This is a genomic window from Proteus sp. G2675 (genome assembly GCF_963886535.1).
GTDB lineage: Bacteria > Pseudomonadota > Gammaproteobacteria > Enterobacterales > Enterobacteriaceae > Proteus > Proteus mirabilis.
This window is the reverse complement of the sequence record NZ_CAWPCB010000035.1, coordinates 388988-412774: the sequence shown is the minus strand read 5'-3', so window position 1 is coordinate 412774 and position 23787 is coordinate 388988. Positions and strand designations below refer to the sequence as shown.

General features: G+C 39.4%; 20 protein-coding genes. 12 read left to right on the top strand and 8 right to left on the bottom strand.

Annotated features, from left to right (window positions below; translation table 11 throughout):
• The first annotated feature begins 150 nt into the window (after positions 1-150).
• Positions 151-1566, top strand: a complete 1416-nt coding sequence (locus tag AACQ49_RS10975) for an NAD(P)/FAD-dependent oxidoreductase (protein WP_004248621.1) — start codon at positions 151-153, stop codon at positions 1564-1566.
• Between the two features lie 88 nt (positions 1567-1654).
• Here the strand turns inward: AACQ49_RS10975 and AACQ49_RS10970 are convergent, their stop codons facing one another.
• From AACQ49_RS10970 to AACQ49_RS10940, 7 genes are all read right to left on the bottom strand, one after another.
• Positions 1655-2236 (bottom strand): DJ-1/PfpI family protein, encoded by a 582-nt coding sequence (locus AACQ49_RS10970; RefSeq protein WP_004244223.1) that lies wholly within the window; start codon positions 2234-2236, stop codon positions 1655-1657.
• A gap of 5 nt (positions 2237-2241) precedes the next feature.
• The gene (locus AACQ49_RS10965; RefSeq protein WP_004244222.1) at positions 2242-2880 is read right to left on the bottom strand and encodes a bifunctional 4-hydroxy-2-oxoglutarate aldolase/2-dehydro-3-deoxy-phosphogluconate aldolase; all 639 of its coding nucleotides are present in this window, start codon (positions 2878-2880) and stop codon (positions 2242-2244) included.
• Positions 2861-3832: a sugar kinase gene (locus tag AACQ49_RS10960; protein WP_004248619.1), complete on the bottom strand. Its 972-nt coding sequence runs from the start codon at positions 3830-3832 to the stop codon at positions 2861-2863. The genes AACQ49_RS10965 and AACQ49_RS10960 overlap by 20 nt, the downstream gene beginning before the upstream one ends.
• Positions 3829-4683, bottom strand: coding sequence for a tagatose bisphosphate family class II aldolase (locus AACQ49_RS10955; RefSeq protein ID WP_004248618.1), 855 nt, complete (start codon positions 4681-4683; stop codon positions 3829-3831). The genes AACQ49_RS10960 and AACQ49_RS10955 overlap by 4 nt, the downstream gene beginning before the upstream one ends.
• A gap of 114 nt (positions 4684-4797) precedes the next feature.
• Entirely contained in the window at positions 4798-6273 is a 1476-nt protein-coding gene (locus AACQ49_RS10950; RefSeq protein WP_004244217.1) for a DUF2264 domain-containing protein, read from the bottom strand.
• Positions 6274-6326: 53 nt separating this feature from the next.
• Positions 6327-7937 carry a sulfatase family protein gene (locus AACQ49_RS10945; RefSeq protein ID WP_004248617.1) on the bottom strand — a complete coding sequence of 537 codons (1611 nt, stop codon included), beginning with the start codon at positions 7935-7937 and terminating at the stop codon, positions 6327-6329.
• 40 nt (positions 7938-7977) lie between these two features.
• Positions 7978-9213, bottom strand: coding sequence for an anaerobic sulfatase maturase (locus AACQ49_RS10940; protein ID WP_004248616.1), 1236 nt, complete (start codon positions 9211-9213; stop codon positions 7978-7980).
• Between the two features lie 536 nt (positions 9214-9749).
• Here AACQ49_RS10940 and agaR point away from each other — a divergent pair.
• The 11 genes from agaR (at position 9750) to AACQ49_RS10885 (ending at position 19781) form a co-directional block, all read left to right on the top strand.
• A complete protein-coding gene (gene agaR, locus AACQ49_RS10935) occupies positions 9750-10529 on the top strand; it encodes a transcriptional repressor AgaR (RefSeq protein WP_004244214.1) in 780 nt (259 codons plus the stop codon).
• Positions 10530-10583: 54 nt separating this feature from the next.
• Positions 10584-11864 carry a tagatose-bisphosphate aldolase subunit KbaZ gene (gene kbaZ, locus AACQ49_RS10930; protein WP_004248615.1) on the top strand — a complete coding sequence of 427 codons (1281 nt, stop codon included), beginning with the start codon at positions 10584-10586 and terminating at the stop codon, positions 11862-11864.
• Between the two features lie 12 nt (positions 11865-11876).
• Positions 11877-13067 (top strand): SIS domain-containing protein, encoded by a 1191-nt coding sequence (locus AACQ49_RS10925; RefSeq protein WP_004244212.1) that lies wholly within the window; start codon positions 11877-11879, stop codon positions 13065-13067.
• A gap of 24 nt (positions 13068-13091) precedes the next feature.
• Positions 13092-13586 carry a PTS N-acetylgalactosamine transporter subunit IIB gene (gene agaV / locus AACQ49_RS10920; protein WP_004244211.1) on the top strand — a complete coding sequence of 165 codons (495 nt, stop codon included), beginning with the start codon at positions 13092-13094 and terminating at the stop codon, positions 13584-13586.
• 49 nt (positions 13587-13635) lie between these two features.
• A complete protein-coding gene (gene agaW, locus AACQ49_RS10915; RefSeq protein WP_004244210.1) occupies positions 13636-14403 on the top strand; it encodes a PTS N-acetylgalactosamine transporter subunit IIC in 768 nt (255 codons plus the stop codon).
• Complete coding sequence (locus AACQ49_RS10910; RefSeq protein WP_004244207.1) at positions 14393-15283, top strand: PTS system mannose/fructose/sorbose family transporter subunit IID; 891 nt, start codon at positions 14393-14395, stop codon at positions 15281-15283. Before agaW ends, AACQ49_RS10910 begins: the two co-directional genes overlap by 11 nt.
• Positions 15284-15382: 99 nt before the next feature.
• A complete protein-coding gene (gene agaF / locus AACQ49_RS10905) occupies positions 15383-15817 on the top strand; it encodes a PTS galactosamine/N-acetylgalactosamine transporter subunit IIA (protein WP_004244205.1) in 435 nt (144 codons plus the stop codon).
• Positions 15814-16983 carry an N-acetylglucosamine-6-phosphate deacetylase gene (nagA, locus tag AACQ49_RS10900; protein WP_004248614.1) on the top strand — a complete coding sequence of 390 codons (1170 nt, stop codon included), beginning with the start codon at positions 15814-15816 and terminating at the stop codon, positions 16981-16983. The genes agaF and nagA overlap by 4 nt, the downstream gene beginning before the upstream one ends.
• A gap of 42 nt (positions 16984-17025) precedes the next feature.
• Complete coding sequence (kduI, locus tag AACQ49_RS10895; RefSeq protein ID WP_004244203.1) at positions 17026-17856, top strand: 5-dehydro-4-deoxy-D-glucuronate isomerase; 831 nt, start codon at positions 17026-17028, stop codon at positions 17854-17856.
• Between the two features lie 81 nt (positions 17857-17937).
• Positions 17938-18693, top strand: a complete 756-nt coding sequence (kduD, locus tag AACQ49_RS10890) for a 2-dehydro-3-deoxy-D-gluconate 5-dehydrogenase KduD (RefSeq protein ID WP_004248613.1) — start codon at positions 17938-17940, stop codon at positions 18691-18693.
• Between the two features lie 17 nt (positions 18694-18710).
• Positions 18711-19781, top strand: coding sequence for a glycoside hydrolase family 88/105 protein (locus AACQ49_RS10885; protein WP_004244200.1), 1071 nt, complete (start codon positions 18711-18713; stop codon positions 19779-19781).
• A 922-nt stretch (positions 19782-20703) separates the two neighbouring features.
• Here the strand turns inward: AACQ49_RS10885 and AACQ49_RS10880 are convergent.
• The gene (locus tag AACQ49_RS10880) at positions 20704-23745 is read right to left on the bottom strand and encodes a chondroitinase family polysaccharide lyase (RefSeq protein ID WP_088207106.1); all 3042 of its coding nucleotides are present in this window, start codon (positions 23743-23745) and stop codon (positions 20704-20706) included.
• Positions 23746-23787 lie beyond the last annotated feature (42 nt).

Genomic DNA, 23787 nt, shown 5'->3' with positions numbered 1-23787 from the left:
CAATTGCTTACATTTTGAATATATTAGCTCATCCATATACTATTCACCAAAAAAATAATCACAACTGGTTTACTATTACGTTACAAATAGAATAAAATGCCGTGATTATATAATGATAATTATTCACTGCATGAAAGGAATTGTTTCGAAATGGCAATAAGTAGAAGAAAATTTATTCTTGGTGGCACAGTGGTTGCTGTTGCTGCAGGCGCTGGGATTTTAACACCTATGTTAACGCGAGAAGGGCGTTTTGTTCCTGGTACGCCGAGACATGGTTTTGTTGAGGGAACTGGCGGTCCATTACCGAAACAAGATGATGTTGTTGTAATTGGTGCGGGTATTTTAGGTATCATGACCGCGATTAACCTTGCTGAGCGTGGCTTATCTGTCACAATCGTTGAAAAAGGAAATATTGCCGGCGAACAATCATCGCGATTCTATGGTCAAGCTATTAGCTATAAAATGCCAGATGAAACCTTCTTATTACATCACCTCGGGAAGCACCGCTGGCGTGAAATGAACGCTAAAGTTGGTATTGATACCACTTATCGTACACAAGGTCGTGTAGAAGTTCCTTTAGATGAAGAAGATTTAGAAAACGTAAGAAAATGGATTGATGCTAAAAGCAAAGATGTTGGCTCAGACATTCCATTTAGAACAAAAATGATTGAAGGCGCTGAGTTAAAACAGCGTTTACGTGGCGCTACCACTGATTGGAAAATTGCTGGTTTCGAAGAAGACTCAGGAAGCTTCGATCCTGAAGTTGCGACTTTTGTGATGGCAGAATATGCCAAAAAAATGGGTATCAAAATTTTCACAAACTGTGCAGCCCGTGGTTTAGAAACGCAAGCTGGTGTTATTTCTGATGTTGTAACAGAAAAAGGACCAATTAAAACCTCTCGTGTTGTTGTCGCCGGTGGTGTTTGGTCACGTTTATTTATGCAGAACCTAAATGTTGATGTACCAACATTACCTGCTTATCAATCACAGCAATTAATTAGCGCAGCACCAAATGCGCCAGGTGGAAACGTTGCTTTACCCGGCGGAATTTTCTTCCGTGAGCAAGCGGATGGAACGTATGCAACTTCTCCTCGTGTCATTGTTGCTCCGGTAGTAAAAGAATCATTTACTTACGGCTATAAATATTTACCTCTGCTGGCTTTACCTGATTTCCCAGTACATATTTCGTTAAATGAGCAGTTGATTAATTCCTTTATGCAATCAACACATTGGGATCTTAATGAAGAGTCGCCATTTGAAAAATATCGTGATATGACCGCTCTGCCTGATCTGCCAGAATTAAATGCCTCACTGGAAAAACTGAAAAAAGAGTTCCCAGCATTTAAAGAATCAACGTTAATTGATCAGTGGAGTGGTGCGATGGCGATTGCACCAGATGAAAACCCAATTATCTCTGATGTTAAAGAGTATCCAGGTCTAGTTATTAATACTGCAACAGGTTGGGGAATGACAGAAAGCCCTGTATCAGCAGAAATTACAGCAGATTTATTATTAGGCAAAAAACCTGTATTAGATGCCAAACCATTTAGTCTGTATCGTTTCTAACTCTTTTTTTTGATAAGAAATGAAAGCCCTCTAATAAACCGCTCTGTTATTAACGGCGGTTTAAAAAGAGGGCTTAGTTATTTAATATTTAGTCAAGGTAAGACAACGGCCAATGTTTAAAGTAAATGTGATTAGCTTGCCAATCTACTTTTTCTACATTGTCACTGAGCAAATATTTAGCTACCGTAAAAGCAAATTCAAAGCTAACACCTAATCCTTTGGCACTGATAAATTTCCCATCAACAACAACATCTTGGTCAAGATAATGACCATCATCATATTTATCAGCAAGTTTATCACCAGTGCTGTAATAACGACCTTCAAGAAGATGATGTGCTGCTAATACTTTTGCACCGGAAGAGCATAGAGCACAAATGTATTTGTCTTGTGCAATATGGCGTTTAATAAAATCAATCACGAGTGAATTTGCACATAGACGATCTGTACCTTTAGGGCCACCCGGCATCATTACTGCGTCATAACTGTGTGTGAATTTTTCGGTTAATAGGTAATCAGCACTGATCTTAGTGTTAAAATAGGTGTTTAATACCAGTGTATCCATGCAAGAAAGTACATCTACATGAATATCAAGGCGACGCATGATATCAATAAAAACAACCGCTTCACCTTCTTCAAAACCATCAGCCAATAAAACGGCAACCTGTTTCATTTTGTTTATCCTTTATTCTTAAGTAATGAATGGATATTTTGAATATTGCGAGCAATAGTCTGTTTGTCTTGATTATCAATTGCCTCAGTAGTAGCAATCCAACTGCCACCACATGCGATAACTTGCCCGATAGCGAGGTAATCACTAACATTGTTTAGACTAATTCCTCCAGTAGGCATAAATTGAACTTGAGAGTAAGGTGCCGCCATTGCTTTTAGCATTTTTACTCCACCAGAAGCTTCTGCTGGGAAAAATTTTAGCAAGGTTAAACCCCGCTCAAGAGCAACTTCAATTTGGCTTGGGTTATTTATTCCAGGCACAATATCAATGCCATTATGAAGGCAATAATCGACGGTTTTTGGATTATAACCGGGAGAAATAACAAAGCTTGCACCCGCTTCTTTTGCTATATCAGCTTGTTGCGCTGTTAATACGGTACCCGCACAAAGAATAAGCTCAGGAAAGTGTTCTCTCATCAGCTTTATTGCTTTGGCGGCTGCTGGAGTACGAAAGGTAATTTCAGCAATAGGTAATTGATTTTGGGTTAGTATTTCACCCAGCCAAATTGCATCTTCGGCGCGATTAATTTGGATCACGGGGATCACTTTCAGTACTGAAAGTGTATCAACAATTGACTGTCTCATGGTTATCCTTGATGAGTGAATAGAATGAATCAGTGATGTTATGGGGAATAATGGCGCCATGATGTTGGATAACTAATCCTGCTAATGTATTTCCCCATAAACAACATGTAGGCAAAGGGTAGTTTTGTAGCCATGCAGCAATAAAACCAGCATTAAAAGAATCCCCGGCTGCTGTAGTGTCTATGACATGCTGTATCGGTTTGGGGCAGATATAACCGGTATTTTCACCATCAGACCAGAAAGCCCCTTTTGCTCCTAGTTTAACAATGACGTTTTTATTGCCCCATTGATGAAGGCGTTCGACAATTTTTTGCTCAGTAAGGCTGGGTTGTTGCCAGAGAGCTTGTTCATCATCTCCGGTGACTAAAGCGATATCACTGAGTCGATATAGTTTTTCGAACCACTCTTGCGCATGAGGTATTAGATCCCATAAACGAGGCCGAAAGTTTGAATCGACAATTAAGGTGAGCCCTCGCTGTTTAAGGCGGATTAATTGCGTGATTAACGCTTCTTTTCCTTTCGGCGTTAAAATGGCCAGTGAAATACCACTAAGATAGATAACACTATCGTCGGGCAAGGTATCTAGATGTGTTGCAAAACGGTTGTCCGTTGCAATATAACGTGCAGCGGCATCACTACGCCAATAATGGAAGCTACGCTCACCACAAGTATCAATTTCAATGGCATATAAACCGGGAAGTTTTTCGGGAATGGTGATCACTGACTGGCAGTTGATCCCCTCTTTTTCCCATGCTTTTTGCATTAAGGCACTGTAATTATCAGTGCCTAAACCTGTTATATATTGCGGATGTAATGTAGGAATGAGGCGCGCTAAATACAGTGCTGTATTTAATGTATCGCCCCCAAAACGCTGTTGTTGTGGCAAAAAAGGTTGGCCACTTAGCTCTATCATACATTCGCCAATAATGGCGACAGTTCTATTTATTTTCACAGTTTCCCATCACTTTTACAGACGCGAATTTTATCTGCAACCACCGCTTTCATCGCCGCTTTACCTGGCACTAGGTAATGGCGAGGATCACTGGCATCAGGATTATCTAAAAAGTACTGCTTAATTGCGTTAGAGAAAGCAATTTTAAGTTCGGTTGCTACGTTAACTTTGCAAATACCTAAGTCGATACAATGACGTACATCAGTATCAGGAATACCTGACGCGCCATGTAGTACTAAAGGGATCTCTGTTTTTTGGCGGATGGCATGTAGACGATCAAAATCAAGATGTGGTTCATGTTTATACATACCATGTGCTGTACCAATCGCCACTGCTAATGAGTCAATTCCCGTGGCTTTGATAAATTGTACTGCTGAATCAGGATCGGTAAATAGCGCATCTTTCGCATCAACGATTAAATCATCTTCTTGCCCACCAAGACGACCTAATTCAGCTTCTACGGTGCAATCCCAATAATGACAGAAATTGACGACCTCTTTAACCAGGCGAATGTTTTCTTCAAAAGGAAAATGAGAAGCATCGATCATGGCTGATCGCACCCCCGAAATCACCTTATTGCAAATATCAGGAATATTTTCATGATGATCTAAATGTAGTGCTACTGGGATGCGATATTGTTCAGCCGCTTGCTGGCAAATCGAAATTAAATAATCACTACCAGCATAAGCAAACGTGCTAGGTGTGCCTGCTAAGATCACAGGTGATGCCATTTCAGCCGCAGTTTCCATTACCACTTGGATAGTTTCCAAGTTATGAATGTTAAAAGCGGGCACAGCATAGTTTTCATGCTGTGCTTTATTGAGCATATTACGAGTAGAAACCAGATACATGTTTGCCTCTCATCTTTCGTTTAATTACGATTAATAATAAACGAAAGAAATAGAAAGGTAAAAGATCTAAATCACATTTTTATTCCCTTCGCACCGAAAGCAAATGAAAGTAAGTCAGAAGAAATGTGTCATTTTAGAACTGTAACTGGTGACTCCTTTGCGTAATAGGTTGTTTTTAGGGCGTCTTGATTGTCCAATTACAGTTTCTGTGATTTTTTGTACTCGCGTTTGTTTTTCTAAACGGCGAGTTAAAGGTGATTGTTGTTGTGTATAATCCTCTCGAAAAATAACACTGACTTCTTGTGTTGCTTTCACCCCGATAATTGATGCTTGGATAGCGGGTATTTCGAAACGAAAGTCATTTTTTTCGATAGGTAAAGGAAGTGATGGTGCTTGCCATAAATTAATACGATCAGCACAATAAAGAGCGATAATGACAGCCCGTAATGACCAAAAAGAGCTTGCTGGACCACTGTAATTATCAACTAAACGAGCATCATGATTAAATAGCCCTTGAGTGGGAGCGCCATTTTTGAGTGCACCTTGAGAAATAAAATAACGTAAGCTACTTTCAAAAGCCCGTTTAGCCTCTCCAACTTTGACAAAAGGGCATTGTAAATCAACGCCTGCGAGTAATGGCGCAGAAACAGCAAGACGATAACAAGCACTACGACCAAAAAAAGGAATACCTTTTGGGGTGATAAAATAAAGGTAGTGTTGATTAAAATTATTCAGGGATTGAGTAATAAAATCATGATCAAATTGTGGATCAATTTGCGCTAGCCAATAAAGAGAATAATAAAACCCCCACGCATTGTAGTAATCATAATTACCTTTTGCCCCATCACGAAACCATCCATCACCGACATAAAATTCTTTTAATCTTTCATAACGCCAATGGGCAATGGTATCTTTACCTGTCAGTGCTTTAATAACAAATTGGACGGTTAGTGGAAAAAAATGCCAGTTATTATCAACAATTTCGCAGTGATTAACTTGTTCAAACCAGTTAATTATTTGCTGTTTGATCTCCGAAGATAACGTATCCCAAACCCATTCACGGCTGATCCAAAGAGTAAGAGCGAGATCAGATGCCTCACAAATTCGTTGATCGTAATTTTCAAGTTTTCCCCAATAGCCTTTATGAAGAGGATCTGTTCCATGAATAAAGCTTTGTTTTATCATTGAAGGTAAATGGTAAATTTGCTGGTTTAAACCTAGTAATGTGCTTTTTTTGCTATTTACTGTCCATGCGGCAAGTAAAGGAAGTACTCGACTGACCCCTTCTAGCGCATCGGTTCTGACGGTTTGTTGACCAGGACTACCGGGGTAATAGGCATGGGAATAACCCCAAACCTGATAGTGATGAAAAGCTTCTGTAATATACTGAGTAAGTCTTTCACAGAGCGAAAAAAGAGAGTGTGTCTCATCCTTAAAAAAATCAGCAATAGCATTATCATGACGGTGATAAGCCGATTTTCTGACTAATCGCCGGATTATGTTTTCTTTAAATAAGCGTTGATAAATTTTTACATCAGGGTGCTCATAAGGCAGTTTAGGCCGTGGTTTAGATGCAATTTCAATAACCATTTTCGTATCTCAGAAAAAAGACGCATCCTTGCGAAACAAAACGGAAGTTGAGTTTAAGGTTTGGCTGAATCTACTAGTATTTGATAGTGATCTTGCCCCCAAATAACAGGTTTAGGTTTATCTTTGATCCACTGGTAATACGCATTTTTTAGTTCAGCCACTTTTTGTGGATTTTGTTTTGCTAAATCGATTGATTCGCTAGGATCGGTGTTATCGTTAAAAAGCTGTGGTTGATTTTTACCATCATCATAAAAATAGAGCGCCCATTCACCATCACGCACTGCCCAAGCACCTTTAGACAGTTTCTCTAAGTTAGGGTTTACTGGAGGCGTTTGACGTTGATAGGTGATCCATTGGTGATAACCATGCCAAAACTCTTGGTTTTCTTCACTATAATGCTTAGTGCCGGGGCCAGCCCAATACAGATAAGCATGAGGCGAACGCGTTGTTTCACCTTTAAGCAATGGCATAATGTTTTTACCTTCTACTTGCAGGCTATCAGGAATTTGAATATCAGCGACTTGTAACGCGGTTGGCAAAATATCAAGTGCGGAGATCATCGCATCGCTTTTTGTTCCCGCGGGAATAGTTCCGGGTTGATAAGCAATAAAAGGTACTCTAACTCCACCATTAAACATCTGACCCTTAAAGCCTCTATCCATGGCATTCATGGGCATGGGGGATTCATTAACTGCACCATTATCAGATAAGAAAAAAATTAATGTATTTTCTAGCTCACCATTTTCTTTTAATTTCGCAATGATTTGTCCAATACCTTCATCTGCTGCATTTAAGGCGGCAAAATATTTATCTGCCTCCACATTCCCTGTATCAAATTTATCCATATACTTAGCAGGAGATGCTTGCTCTAACGGTATGTGTGGAACGCTATAAGAAAGATTGATAAAAAAAGGTTTATCTTTATGTTCATCAATAAATTTTAGTGTTTCATCCGTTAATAGATGGGTGGTGTAACCTGGAGCAGGAACATTGACACCATTACGCCAAAATGCAGGCGAATTCCATAAGGCAACACCTGATGCATAATAACTAAAGGCGTAATCAAAGCCCCGCTCATGAGGCGCATAACCCGCTTCAGGGGTTGAGATCATATTGTCGTGATAATCACGGGTTTGTTTATTTTCATTTATTTTCGGTTTACGGATAACTTTTGCATTATGCCATTTACCAATGCTGGCAGTGGCATAGCCATTTTCTTGGAAAAGTGAAGGTAACAATTTGATATCTTGGGGTATACCTAAAATGGCATCATCATTGCTGTAAGTACCAAAACTGGCGGGCGAGCGTCCTGTAAAGATACCTGCACGAGAAGGGCCACAAACGGGATGAGCTACAAATGCATTAGTCATTTTTGCACCGTTTTCTGCCATATCACTGACATTAGGCATCGCAATACGTGCGGCTTCTATCATTTTATTGATATCACCTTTATAACGAGGAGGTGTTGGTCGCTGAGCTAATGCATCTACATCTAAGGTATCCAGTACAAAATCAAGTTGTCCTGTGCCTAAATCATCCATTACGATTAACAGTACATTCGGTTTTTCAGGTGTGCCACCAGCATGGGCTGATATTGGAAGGCTTAAACATGACGTGGCAATGATCCCCGCGAGTATGCTTTTTTTAATAAAAGGTAAGGTCACAGATTGTCTCCAAAATAAATAAAATGAAATAAAATAAGAGTCACTTGAGATAGTTTTTTTGCATCGCCCCAAGTGCATCACTGGCAAGGCCTCCACGAGCTATCGCTTGACGCATTAATTGCATGCCGATTGCCGTGTGATGAAATATTTTTTTATAAGAGTGACATAGATAATTGTGGCGATATTTTTCGCCTTCTATCGCAATAATGCGATGTTTAGGACAACCGCCATAACATAAGCTTTGCACTTCACACTGTTTGCAAAGGTTGGTTTGTTTATCGTATTTATTTTGACCAAAGCGTTGCTGTGTTTTTGATGTTGCGAGCTGTGCAAGACTTGTTAGTTGTATGTTGCCTAAATTATTAGCGGGATAAACATAGTGATCACAAGAGTAAACATCACCATTGGCTTCAATAATTAATGCTTGACCACAAGTTTTAGATTGAATACATGTTGATGCAGGATATCCCATCCATGTCCCTAATAAGCTATCAAATAAGCGAATATATATTTTTCCTACATCACCTTGGCGTATCCATTCATTGAATATATCGGTCATAAATTTTCCGTAACCTTCAGCGGGAACAGAGAAAGCCGCTAATTGTGCGTTAGGACCGGGAGCATAATGTCCGCCATGAGTGTGTGGGAAACGTCTATCCACTTCGACTATGGGAATAAATTGAAAAAAAGTTGAACCTAAATTTTTTAAAGCTTGATAAGTCTCTTTTCCTTTATTCCAGTTTTGATCATTTACAACGGTTAATGTATTAAATTCAACACCATACTCATTTAGTAAATTGATGGCGCGTTTTACGCGTTCAAATGTTGGGCTACCATTGACTGAAATACGATATTTATCGTGAACGGCTTCAATGCCATCAATTGAAACGCCTAATAGAAAGTGGTTATCAGCAAAGAATTGTGCCCATTGGCGATTAATGGCAATCGCATTGGTTTGTACACTATTGGTAATTGTCTTGCCGTTAGCAAATTGCTTTTGGTATTTGACCACTTTCTCAAAGAAAGCTAATCCTGCCAGCGTTGGTTCACCACCTTGCCAAGCAAAATCAACCTGATCGCCACTGTGTGACTGAATATAGTCTTTAATATAACGACGAAGTACACCATCAGGCATCACTGTATGGCCTGTTTCTTTTGTCTCATCTTGAAAAATATTTTCTTTTTCCAGATAAAAGCAATATTCACATTTAATATTACAGTGGTAGCTTGTCGGCTTTGCCATCATATGAAATAAAGCAGGTTGATTTGATGCCATTATTTATTTCCTGAGTTTATTTTTTATCCTGTTACATTACGTAAATTTTTACAAAACAAAAGAGATTAAAATCACAAATATAGAATATCGAAAGTAAATGAAAGTTTATTGATAAGTATATAACACAATAATTTTCAATTTAACGATGTTCTCATGGCGATAATTTCGTGTTCTTTTGATTATTTGAGCGATATGACTCTTTTATTTTTCGAAAATAAATAATCATTTTGAATTTTTAATCTGATTTTTGTGAAATATTTCGCTATTAACTCTATTTCATGGCATTTTATATAGCTATATATGGTGTAATCATAAGAGTGACATTACCTTATATCATTTTATTTATTGGAAACTGATGCCCTCAAGGCTATCATTGACATGACACGAAAATAATCGTAAGCAATCGACAGTGAAATCGAAACTTTGTGAAAGAGATCAAAAGTTTTGTTTTTTTGCGTTGTCGGTTAAATTTGGCGTAGTAAACTACATTCGAAATCAATCGAAAGTAAATCTTTTGGTTTCGTAAGGAGACGAAAGTGAAAGCGGCAGTTGAGAGGCGTATGGAAATCCTCGATATGGTTAACCAACAGGGCAAAACCAGAGTCGAAGATCTCGCTGAATTATTTAAAGTCTCAAGTGTCACTATCCGCAGCGATCTAAGTTTTCTTGAGAAAAATGGCTATATCGTTCGCTCTCATGGCGCAGCAATTCCTAATACAGGCTTTATTGCTGAACTGAGTATCCATGAAAAACGTGGACAAAATGCGGGCATTAAAACATTAATCGGGAAAGCTGCCGCAACGCTGATAAAGGATGGAGACACCGTCATTCTTGACTCGGGGACAACTACACGCGAAATCGCGACACATTTAAAGTCGCGCGAAAATGTAGTCGTCATGACTAACGGTCTGGATGTCGCAATGGAGTTAGCAAATACCACAGGTGTTGAGGTTTTAATGACAGGTGGTGTATTGCGAAAAAGTGCATTGTCTTTTTCTGGCTCACAAGCTGAAAATAGTCTAAGAAATTACCGTTTCGATAAGGTTTTTCTTGGTGTTGACGGATTTGATTTACGTGTTGGTATCACTACTCACAATGAACAGGAAGCCAGTCTTAACCGTTTAATGTGTGATATCTCAGAAACGATTATTGCGGTTGCAGATTCTACGAAATTCGGTAAACGCAGCTGTCATATGATCAGAGAGTTTGGTGATATTGATGTGTTAGTGACGGATTCAGGTATTCCTGATGAGTATGTTCAGGAACTGAAAGATCATAAAATCGACGTTATCATCGTGGACGATAAGACAGCGTAATTTGCTAACTCCATTAGCAACACCGCCGGTGTTGATTATGGAGTTAGTATTTACATGCATCCTTTAGAAAAGATTGTTCAGCAACATAAATCAGGCAAACAGAATGGTATTTATTCTGTTTGTTCTGCCCACCCTTTAGTAATAGAAGCTGCTTTATTACAAGCGCTGGACGATGATTCCTTTCTGCTGATTGAAGCCACCTCTAATCAGGTTGATCAGTTTGGTGGTTATACAGGTATGACTCCCGCTGATTTCTACCAATATGTTATTGAGAAAGCGGAAAATGTCGGTTTTCCTGTCGAAAAGCTTATCCTTGGTGGTGACCATTTAGGGCCTAATCGCTGGCAGCATCTTAATGCTGAAGAAGCGATGGCAAATGCGGATGTACTTATTGCACATTATGTTGCCGCGGGATTTAAAAAAATCCATCTTGATTGCAGTATGTCTTGTGCAGATGATCCTATTCCTTTAACAGATGAAATCGTGGCATCGCGTGCAGCTCGTCTTGCTGTTATTGCAGAAAATACCGCCAAAAAGACATTTGGTTTTAGTGATATTGTTTATGTTGTTGGCACAGAAGTCCCCGTTCCTGGTGGCGCTGCTGAAGAGCTTGATACCGTTGAGGTGACTTCACCTGATGCTGCCCGTAAAACATTAGCGTGCCATCGCCAAGCATTTTATGACGCTGGTGTGGGAGAGTGTTGGACTCGTGTTATAGGTTTAGTTGTACAGCCTGGGGTTGAATTTGATCATACCGGTATTATTGATTATCAATCTGAAAAAGCACAAGCGTTAAGCCAAGTAGTAAATGACTATTCTCATCTGGTTTTTGAAGCTCACTCTACAGATTATCAAACCAATCAAGCTTATCAGCAACTCGTCCATGATCACTTTGCTATTTTAAAAGTTGGGCCGGCGCTAACATTTGCTATGCGTGAAGGTTTATATGCTCTTTGCGCCATTGAAGAAACATTATTTCCTCTTGAAAAGTGCTCTCGATTACGTGAAAAAATGGAACAATTGATGTGCCGTGAGCCTAATTTTTGGCAAAAATATTATCACGGTGATGAACGTCAACTCGCCTTTGCTCGTGTTTATAGTTTTAGTGATCGTATTCGTTATTATTGGCCTGATGCCGAGATTAATACTGCTATTGACACATTAATGGATAATTTATCTGTTAAGCCTATTCCACTTCCCTTACTTAGCCAATATTTGCCTTATCAATTTACCCAGTTTAGAGAGGGGAAAATTGCGGGTACGCCTGAGTCATTTGTTATTGCGAAAATTCGTGATGTGTTGTCGGTTTATGCCGATGCGTGCAATGTCCATTAATTGAGGGAAACCATGGAATATTTAAGCTATCAAACCGCTGAACTTGAGCAGTTAAACGCATTTTGGACAGCGAAAGAAATTGACCAGCAACCAGAGTGCTGGAAAAAAACATGGCTATCAATTCGAGAAAAACGTGCTGATATTGAGTCTTTTTTAGAAAAAGCATTGGAGGCATCAAATAGCAGAATAATTCTTACGGGAGCTGGAACATCCGCGTTTGCCGGTAGAGCGTTAGCACCTATTTTGACGGGAGCTATAAAACGTCGTGTTGATGCTATTGCCACAACGGATTTAGTCGCTGATCCTCAAGAATATTTAGCCGAAGATATCCCTACATTACTGATTTCTTTTGCTCGTTCAGGGAATAGCCCCGAAAGTGTGGCTGCGTTAGATATTGCAAAGAAGTGCTTATCGCAATGTTACCACTTAGTTTTAACCTGTAACCCTCAGGGCCAGCTTTATCAATATTGCCAAAATAGTCATAAGGCATTGGCGTTATTAATGCCGGAAGAGTCAAACGATCGCTCATTAGCAATGACATCAAGTTTTTCTTCAATGATGATGGCGGCGGTCACTATCTTTTTAGGCGATAGTGTATTTACTGATGCTATTGCGCCGTTTTTTAGTGATTACAAAGCGCAATTTGACAAAGCAAATAAAATTATCCGCCATCAATACGCAGGAAAATTCAAACGCGTTATTTATCTTGGTAGCGGAGGATTACAAGGGCTAGCACAAGAAGCCGCATTAAAAATGTTAGAGCTGACGGCGGGTAAAGTCGTAGCCAATTTTGATACCCCATTAGGCTTTCGACACGGGCCTAAATCCATCGTAAATAAAGAAACCCTTGTGGTGATGTTTTTCTCTAATGATCCTTATACACGTCAATACGAGACAGATTTATTACGAGAGGTTATTCACGATAATGCATCAGGCAAGGTGATCGCGATCACCGCACGAAATGATAAAACTTTTTCACCAGAGAGTTTTGTTTATATTCCAGCGTTAGAGAACTGTTCAGATGTGGCGCTATTGTTCCCTTATTTGATGTTGGCGCAATCATTTGCATTTCACAGTTCTATTGCACTAGGGAATACGCCTGATAATCCATCTCCAACCGGAGAAATCAATCGAGTTGTACAAGGCGTCACAATTTATCCGTTCTCACTTAAAACAGAAGACACACAGTCTGCTTTAAATTAATAAAATATAATAAGAGAGCTAGTTATGAACACACCTAATATTGTCTGGACCCGCATTGATGAACGTTTACTTCATGGACAAATCCGCATTACATGGGGTAAACATACGGAAGCAAACCTAATTTTAGTCGCTAATGATGATGCTGCTGAAGGTCCCAATGCTGCATTTATGCAGGCGGGAATGAAAGCATCTGCTGGCGGCGAATATGCGGTTCGCTTTTTCTCTATTCAAAAAACTATTGATGTTATTAGCAAAGCATCTCCTCGTCAGAAAATTTTTGTTCTGTGTAATAACCCAACTGATGTAGCCCGTTTAGTTGAAGGTGGCGTGCCTATTACTCATTGTAATGTTGGCAATATGCATTTTCATGAAGGTAAACGTCAAATTGCGAAAACAGTCTCTATCGATGAAAAAGATCTTAGTGCTTTTAAGCGTCTTATCGAAAAAGGGGTTACTTGCACAGTCCAAAACACACCAGATCAAACTCCTGTTGATGTACTAACACTCGCATCAGCCTGATTATTTCCTGATCAAGAAAACCTGCTATAGGCAGGTTTGAGGATAATTTATGATTTTTGAAGCTTCTTTAGTGGCTTTATGGGCCTTCTTTTGCGGTATCGATAAGTACGACGTGGCATTAAATATCCATCGACCATTAATTACAGGGCCCGTTGTCGGCCTGATTATGGGAGATATGCAAGTAGGATTAATTGCAGGTGCTACCTTAGAACTTGCATGGTTAGGGCTTGTACCTAATGCCGGAGCTCAGCCACCAGATGTGACTTTAGGCACCATTGCAGCAGTTGCTTTTGCGGTAATGACAAAACAATCACCGGAAGTTGCAATGGGAATAGGTATGCCTATTGCTGTTTTAATGCAGATGTTGGTGATTGGTTTCTTTGCTATGACTGCATTTACCATGGGTAAAGCGGATCGATATGCAGAAAAGGCTGACGGGGCGGGGATCTCTCGCTTGCTGATTATTACACTTATTGTCCGTTCACTCCTTTATGCTTTAGTCGCTTTTGTTACTGTTTATTTTGGTGAACATGCTGCTCAATGGATTGATGAGAACACGCCAAAAGTCTTATTAGAAGGATTAGGTATTGGGGCGAAAATGGTACCCGCAATTGGTTTTGCAATGCTTCTAAAAATTATGTGGTCAAAAGAAGTGGCCGGTGTGTTCTTTATTGGTTTCGTGATGACAACCTATCTCAAACTCCCAATTATGGCCGTCGCTATTTTAGGCGCATCAGCCGCCGCACTCTACTTCTTCTTTAGTGGTAACAATAAAAATTCAAGTCAGCAGAATGAGGATTTCGAAGATGGTATCTGATAACAGCACCGCATTGAAAACGCAGGATAAACCAGAAACAGGTTCTTTGATTGATGGCATTGATGAGTATCAAGATACTGCTGTCAGAAAAGTTATTACTAAAGGCATACTTTGGAAGTGTGCATTCCGTGGCTTATTTATGGAAGGTAACTTCAACTTTGAACGTATGCAAGGTGGTGGATTTGCTTTCTCAATTATTCCAGCATTGAAGAAAATTCACGGCAATAATAAACGCGATTATGCAACATCGTTGAAAAACCATCTGCAATTTTTTAATGCCAGTCCAAAGCTGTTTACCTTTTTATTAGGAACGGCGGTGGCAATGGAAGAGAACAAAGAAAAGCCATCGACTGTTAATGTGATGAAAGTGGCAGGAATGGGGCCGACTGGGGGTATTGGCGATGCTATCGACCATATGACCTTAATGCCTTTGACCTTAGCATTAGGTGCTTCTATTGCAATGGAAGGCTCGATTGCAGGACCTTTCGTTTTCTTCTTCTTGTATCAAATTGTGCATTTTTTAGTGTATTTCGGACTGATGTTTATGGGCTATCGCGCAGGTACTGCGGCAATGGTCAATATGAGCGATGCCACTGAAAAATTAGCGAAAGCGGCAAATATTATGGGGATCTTTGTGATTGGTGCGCTCTCGGCGACCTTTATCAAAGTGCAAACCACCGCCTCGCTGGAACTTGGTGGAAAAGTCGTTGAATTACAAACAGCCCTCTTCGACAAAATTATGCCGAATTTACTGCCACTGTGCTTAGTTTTCTTAATGTACAAAATGGTGAAAAGTACCGGTTTTTGGGGTAAGCCACCGGTATTGATTTTTTCAACCCTAGCATTTGGCGTTATTGGGCATGTATTAGGATTCTTATAAAAAAGAGATGCCCTAATTGTCGACACTGTTAATCGAAATACATTATTAACTTGCTACAAACGGGTAGTAGAACTATCTGCTACTCGCAAGGAGTTACTCATGATAGGTCTTATTGTCTCAGGACATCTTAATTTTGCTACAGGTATGGCATCCGCTGTAAAGGCGATTGCTGGTGAGCAAGAAAATATCGCGTTTATTGATTTTATTGAGTCAATTTCTCCGGATGAGCTTGAACAAAAAATGCGTGAAGCGATTAACGCTATGTCATGCCAGCAATATCTCTTCTTAACAGATTTACCTGGTGGTACCCCCTGTAATCGCGCAATGGCAATCATGATGCAAAATCCCTCTGTTGAGGTGTTAGCTGGGGTTAATTTACCCATGATTGTTAATGCGGCATTTGAACGGGAAGGGTGTTCAACGACGGAATTGGTGCAAACGCTACGCGAAATTGGTCAAGACAGCATTCAAGATATTCGAGAGCAATTGGCACAAATAGATAGTCATGATGTTGAAGAAGAAGACGGCTTATGAATCAGCGATATGCCATTTTAGCAGATAGAACCTTTACACCTGAAGGTATCCGTTATCTCTGCTATGTCCATGTTAATGGTGAAAATATTGAATCAATCACCACACAAGCACCAACAGATTGCCCAGTTATTCGCTTAAAAGGAAAATCATTATTACCCGGTTTTGTGGATATCCATATTCATGGTCGTGAAGGGGCTGATGTGATGGATGCAACGCAACAAGGGCTACAAACTATAGCCGATGCGCTAGTTAAAACAGGGGTTGTGGCTTGGGTTGCAACGACTGTCACAGCACCGATGGAGGATATCCGTCATGCGCTATTACAAGTCCGTGAGTTTGTATCAAAACCTCAAGCAACAGGTGCGTTGTTACTCGGTAGCTTTTTAGAAGGCCCTTATTTTACAGAACGCCATCGTGGTTCACACCCTGTGAAATATCTCAAAGCGCCGACCATCTGTGAATTAGAAACATTACTCGACAGTGCTGGGGGATCGCTATTGCGTGTTGCTGTTGCACCTGAAGCTGAAGGTGCGATGAATGCGATTGATTGGTTGGTCAGCCGAGGAATTAAACCAAGTGTGGCACATACAGCAGCAACTTATGAACAAGCTTCACGAGCTTTTTCACACGGTGCTGATTGTGGTGTGCATCTGTATAACGGCATGACCGGGCTTCATCACCGTGAGCCGGGATGTTGTGGTGCAGTGTTATATCACAGCGTATTAGCTGAACTTATTGCTGATGGTATCCATGTTCACCCTGTAATGATGCAGCTGGCATATCGCATGAAAGGGTATCAACAGATTGCCCTAATTACAGATTGTATGCGGGCGGGAGGTTTAGCTGATGGTGATTACACATTAGGTGCTCAAACGGTCACCGTCACCAATGGACAGGCAAAAACTGCCGATGGGTCGCTAGCTGGCAGCACTTGCAGTCTTGATAGTGCGTTAAGAAACATGGTGCAACTTGCACATATTCCTGAGTGGGAAGCGGTTCAAATGGCATCGGCGATCCCCGCTGAGTATCTCGGCATAGGGGATAAATTGGGTTATATCAAAGCAGGTCAACAAGCCAGCTTTGCCGTGGTGGATGAGTGTTTTCATCTTACCGATACATTCATCAGAGGAAATCATATTTACTCTGTATCCGGGGATAATGCATAACCTTTTCGTTATGCTCCCATCAGTAAAAATGAGGTATTTATAATGGAAATTCGTCAGCCAATTCATAGTGAACATGCTAAAAGGCTTGATACAGAAGGACTTCGTAAAGAGTTCCTGATTGAGAACCTATTCTGTGAAGGGGAAATGAATCTCACTTATAGCCATATAGATCGGATTATTGTTGGGGGAGTTGTCCCAACAACTCAACCTTTAGCATTAATGGCGGGTAAAGCACTTGGTGTTGATTTCTTCTTAGAAAGACGTGAATTAGGTGCTATTAATATTGGTGGTGCGGGTAAAGTTATTATAGACGGTGAGGTATTTGAAATTGGCCCTCGTGAAGCCATTTATATTGGTATGGGAGCCAAATCTGTTGAATTCACCAGTGATTCTGTAGAGACACCGGCGCGTTTTTATATTAACTGTGCACCAGCACATCACACCTATCCTACTCGCAAAATTACTCAACAGCAGGCCTCACCTGAAAAGTTAGGTAATGCAGAAAATTGTAACGTTCGTACGATTTATAAGTTTTTACATCCTTCAGTGTTACCAACATGTCAATTATCCATGGGGATGACAGTGCTTGAGCCGGGTAGCTTGTGGAACACAATGCCATGTCATACTCATGAACGTCGTATGGAAGTATATCTTTATTTCGATATGAAAGATGACAATGTGGTTTTCCATTATATGGGAGAGCCAACTGAAACTCGTCATTTAGTGGTACGCAACGAACAAGCTGTCATTAGTCCTAGTTGGTCAATTCATTCTGGCGTAGGAAGCGCATCTTATACCTTTATTTGGGGAATGGTGGGTGAAAACCAGGTATTCCACGATATGGATCATGTTGCTATGAAAGATCTGAAATAACAGATAATTAATTACATTTTATTCTTTATTCCTACAAAAAAAAGTGTGGCAATTATTGCCACACTTCTAGAGGTTTTAATCATGAATTTATTTGATTTAACAGGCAAAGTTGCCATTGTTACTGGGTGTAATACAGGCTTAGGGCAAGGAATGGCAATAGGTTTAGCACAAGCCGGTGCGGATATTGTTGGCGTGGGTATTCAAGATGCTCCTGAAACGCGTCAAAAAGTCGAAGCGTTAGGCCGTCGTTTTCATTACATCACGCAAAATTTAATCCAACAAGATGGATTAGATGCTTTAGTGGATGAGGCTGTTAAGGTGATGGGACGTATTGATATTTTAGTGAATAATGCCGGTATTATTCGCCGTGAAGATCTTTTGCAATTTAGTGAAAAAGATTGGGATGATGTGATTAATATTAACCAAAAGACACTGTTTTTCTTATCGCAAAAAGTGGCTCGCCAGTTTGTCAAACAAGGCGAAGGTGGCAAGATAATCAACATCGCGTCAATGCTTTCTTATCAAGGAGGTATCCGAGTTCCTTCTTATACGGCAAGTAAATCCGCGGTAATGGGATTAACACGAGCATTAGCGACGGAATTATCACAATATAATATTAATGTAAATGCAATTGCTCCTGGCTATATGGCAACCGATAACACCGCTGCACTTCGTGCTGATGAAGCGCGTAATGCTGCTATTTTAGAGCGTATTCCTGCGGGGCGTTGGGGAACACCTGAAGATGTCGCAGGTCCTGCCATATTTTTAGCCTCTAAAGCTAGTGATTATATCAATGGATATACCATTGCGGTTGATGGTGGTTGGTTAGCTCGATAATCTTATGGAGAACTAGGATGGAACACGCTAATACAGAGGCTTTACAAAGAGATCTCGTGTTACAAAATATGAAACGGGTTTATCGTTATCAATCGGCTCATCAAGTTCGTAGTGTTCGTCGCCGTAGTGGTAAAACTCGTTTTATTAAAGATACAGATTGGGAACGCGGTGTTTTATGGACCTGTGTAAGTGCGGCATGGCAAGCGACACAAGATAAAGAGTACCTTAATGGTGTGTTAAATTACACCTTACATACTGGATTTAGAACAGGTCCTAATGCACGTTTTGCGGATGATCATGTTTGCGCTCAAGCTTATTTGGCGATAAGTCCTTTGTTTGAACAATCTGAAATTCTTGAACCGACGATTAAAGCGTTTGATATCATGCTAAATGATCCAAAACCAGGGCGTGAAGACTGGTGGTGGTGCGATGCACTTTTTATGGCACCTCCTGGTTTTGCTGCTTTGGCTGAAATTATTAGCGAACGACGTTATTTGGATTATATGCATACCGCTTATTGGGATGCTATTGAACATTTACGTGATGCTGAAACTGGACTTATTTTCCGCGATCACCGCTATATTCCTGATGGTCAGGGAAATGAAATGCGTGAAGCTAATGGTGAAAAAGTATTTTGGAGTCGCGGTATTGGTTGGGTTTTGGCTTCTATTCCTCGCATTCTTCAATATATGCCTGATGATTATCATGAGCGCGATCGTTATATAACACTGTTTAAACAATTAGCGCGTTCTATCCTAGATTACCAACATGAAGATGGTTTTTGGCGCACCAGTTTATTAGATCCTGATAATTTCCCTGCACCTGAAAGTTCAGCTACCGCGCTTTTTTGTTATGGACTTGCATGGGGAATAAATCAGGGTGAATTAAATAAAGAAGAATATTTTCCCGCATTACATAGAGCGTGGTCAGCATTACAATCCTGTATTCATGATAATGGCATGATTGGTTGGGTACAACTTCCGGCATTTAATCCGCGAGAGGTAAAATTTGAGCATAATATGGATTATGGCGCTGGAGCATACTTATTAGCGGGTAGTGAAGTATTAAAAATGACGTTAAATAATTAGCTCTTTATATTAATAATTGGTAATTTAATACCTATTCCTTTTAATTTGTTTCTAACTAATATATTGGCTAAAATAAAAGTCGACTTTTTCATTTCCTCTTGCGCTCCGATAAAAATGGAGGCAGAATCAAACTGTTTGGTTTTGAGTCCGCCTCGGTTAATATACTGTATATTTTCCGGGGCTTTTCTCTTTCTGGTATTGGCATAATGCTTGAACCAGATTGATCCAAGCACCCGGCGCAGAGCATAACAAATTATTAAAATGAGACAACAGATTTATTATCAATAATAAATGAAGATATGATTTCTTATTATTTAAATAAAATAATTGATTCGCTAAGTTGAGTTATAAATAAAAGAAGAGGTAACATTAATTTGTTACCTCTTCTTATAAATTAGGGTGCTTAGATTAAAACACAACAATCGAATTAGGAAATTGTGGGGGATAACTCCCCCACAAGATTAATACTCAATTAGTGAAGTATTAACCTGAACCATTAAATACTCCTTATTAGCGGGGAATAAACAACAGGCTTCTGCTCTAATAATAGATTGCTCGGTGTTATCATGGCGACCATTATTAGCCCGATTAAAGAATATTTTTTCATTTCCTCTTGCGCTCCGATAAGAATGGAGGCAGAATCAAATTGTCTATGTTTGAGTCCGCCTCGGTTAATATACTGTATATTTTCCGGGGCTTTTCTCTTTCTGGTATTGGCATAATGCTTGAACCAGATTGATCCAAGCACCCGGCGCAGAGCATAACAAATTATTAAAATGAGACAACAGATTTATTATCAATAATAAATGAAGATATGATTTCTTATTATTTAAATAAAATAATTGATTCGCTAAATTGATTTATAAATAAAAAGAGTCTCGATGTTTTATATCGAGACTCTTTAATTTAAAAGTTACGACTTTTACTTAATTAAATAAACTGTTATTGGTATTGCTTGTATAGTCGTTGTTGTAATTAGCGTATTACTATTTTGATATCTAATATTAACACCTAATTGTGGTGTGGCTAATTTCCAAATCCCTTTTACAGTAACTGTACTACTTATTGGTTGAGGATCGGCTGTAAGCCATTGGCGAGAATAAACACTCACTTCAACCTGGTTACCCTTATTATCAATTTGGTCAGCTTCAATACCCTGATATAAATTTAAATCAGGATTAACAATACTTAGCGTTAATTGTTGTTTTTGTTTTTTTACCATTACCATAGTGGGGGAATCACTTGATAATAATAAAGCTTGAGATGAATTGACTTCGGTGGCATTAAAAAAAGCATATCCCTCTTCTTGCGTGATTTTATCTTTTACTGCATGAAGTTGATTATTATGCTGCAATACGGTGTATTCAGGCGCTTTATTATCTTGTGCTTCTATGGCTATTGCATATTCATAATTTGCATTTTTAGGGGCTTTACCGTGAGAGATAACGGCTGTTGCAAACAATTGTTCTGTTTGCTGTGAATTTCTGTCATCAACAGAGTATTGTTTTTGATAACTAAATTCTACCGTTTGCCCTTTAGCTAATTTATACAAGTTACCCGCCGGATCAATTAATGTATCGGCATTATTTAAGGTTAATTGAGTACCAAGTTGGTTCACTTTTTTACCATTAATTATAATTGATTGTAACTTAGGAACAGCAAACTGGAACAGTGTCGTTTCTGTTGTATGTTGTTTATCATTATTTTCAATACCAGAGCCTAATGCGATCACTCTATTATCAAATAAGAAATAGGATTTATTCGCTCTTAGACTTTGTTGTTGATATTTACTGTGACCATGTAATTTCATGGCAAACATACTGTTATTATTTAGTGTATTGGCACCAGAATAACGTTGTGTTGAAAGCAACATTTCTTCTATGCCTGCACTTGGCAATTGGCTTAGTTTTGCTTCTAGTTCATCATAAGGAAGGTGGATCGTAGTCGTTCCTGGATATCGATTCCAATCCCAACCTGCATGACTAAAACCAGATTTAGTTAAATCCGCAGGAATAATTTCAAGTTGCCCATATTGCAAGTAACGACCATAACGGTTGTTATTCTCATAACTTTCATTACCCACTAAATAACGACTAAAACCACGAGCGATAGCAAGCCAGCTTTGCTGTGGCGCTGTTATTGATGCTCTACGCTGGATTGCCATTGAAGCATAATTCATTGCCCATGCACCTACCGGTTCATTTTCTGCTTTAATACCTTCAAAGCTATCTTTGTTTGCTAATTTTGCATAAGCGGCTGCTAATGTAGTATCTAGCTCTTGTTTACCATCGGGCGTACCTGCAAGAGCCATCCATTTGAAGGGATCAATACTTATTTTATGTAACCCCGTAGGATGTCTGCCACTTAATACCAGAGGAATTTGTGTTTCTTTGGTATAGATACGCATTTTTAATAATACATCTTTTAAGCGTGCATGTGCTGGTGATGAAAGACGAAAAGGGGAATAACTTAAGGCATAAACACTAGGCGCTAAGCCACCAAATGCATCTTTGGCATAAGCTGGATAATGTTGTGAATGGTGAAAAATAGAGCCATCAGATTTAAAGCCACCGGCGACACCTTTAGAACTAAGAATGGTTTTGTTTAGCCAACTTTGCAATTGTGCTAAGGCTTGTTGGCGCTGTTGATAATCTGGCAACATCAATAAACTTTTTATCATCCACTGTAATTGGGTATTGAGAATATCGACATTTGCATCAACGATTTCATTATCTTTTTCAAATATGCGCCCTGTTGCGTTATACCACATCATGGCTTGTTGTGTCGGTGCTAACAGATTATGTTTTGCTAGAATATGGCGACCAATAAACCATGCATCAAAAAGCTCTCTTGTTTGATAACCTACGTGAGTAATAATTTGGTAACCACTCCCCCGTGTGAAACCTTGTTCAAGAACGTAACGAGTGCCTAATAAATAGAGCGTTTCTAATTTTTTTCTATCGATTGCTGATAAGGAGTGACTACGCAAGTAAATCGCTGTTTGAAGAAGCGTTTTGCCTACATCTCTTAGCATGTTGGCATCAAGTAATGCTTTTTGGGTTTCTTCACTAAAGACCCCCTCGACTTTGATAAAATTCTGGCGATTAGGATGATCAAGGGCTTTTGCGGTTATTGAGCCATCAGCATGTTGTTCTAAGGCTAATTTTTTCCATAATGCTAAATTTTTGTCGATCATTTCAGCGGTGATTTTTTTATCACGACTGACACCTTGATAGTATTCAAAACGTTGATAAATAGATGCCACTTCAGGCTGATCATCGCGAAACTCAGTCGCAAAATTTAATGTAGGATAATGCGCTGTGAACATTTGATCGTACATCAATAATGCACTCCAATTTTTACTCACCATTGTATTTACTGCATTATTAACATATGGAATTTGATAGTCAGGAATAGGCCAACGATTATCTAAAGGTACGCTCATAATTATTTGATCAAAAAAAAGCGTACCTGCTTGATCTGGTGCAGTAATGACTAATTTATCTAATTTGCCTGTTGCTGAGCCTTTCATATCACGAAAAGGAACTGCAATACCTCGCCAACCTGTGAAATTCAGTTCCGTTTTAAAACTTAATGCTACTTGATTATTTTGTTTAAATTGTAATGTAAGGGGCGTTGACTGTGGTTTTTCATTGTAAATCCACATCATAAAAGTGAGTGGTGTTGCTGTATTTTTATCATCTTGATAATTAACTTCATTATTAAGTGTTAATGTTGATTGGGGTTGATACTGCCATTTGAGTGACTGTACGCCATCTTTAGCATGCTCTTTACTTAGTGATAGCTGATGGTCATTTGAGGTGCTCAAGGTATTTGGCATTTCATCTTCAAAAAGATAAAGATCGCCAAAAGGTTCATGAGAAAGAGAAGGTAATGCTTGTGCGGGTAAGGATAAGCAGAAACTTAGTGTAATCGCATAAGCTAAAGAATTTTTTATTAGCATAATCAGATTTCCTGCAAAATAAAAAAGGAACGCGAATGCGCT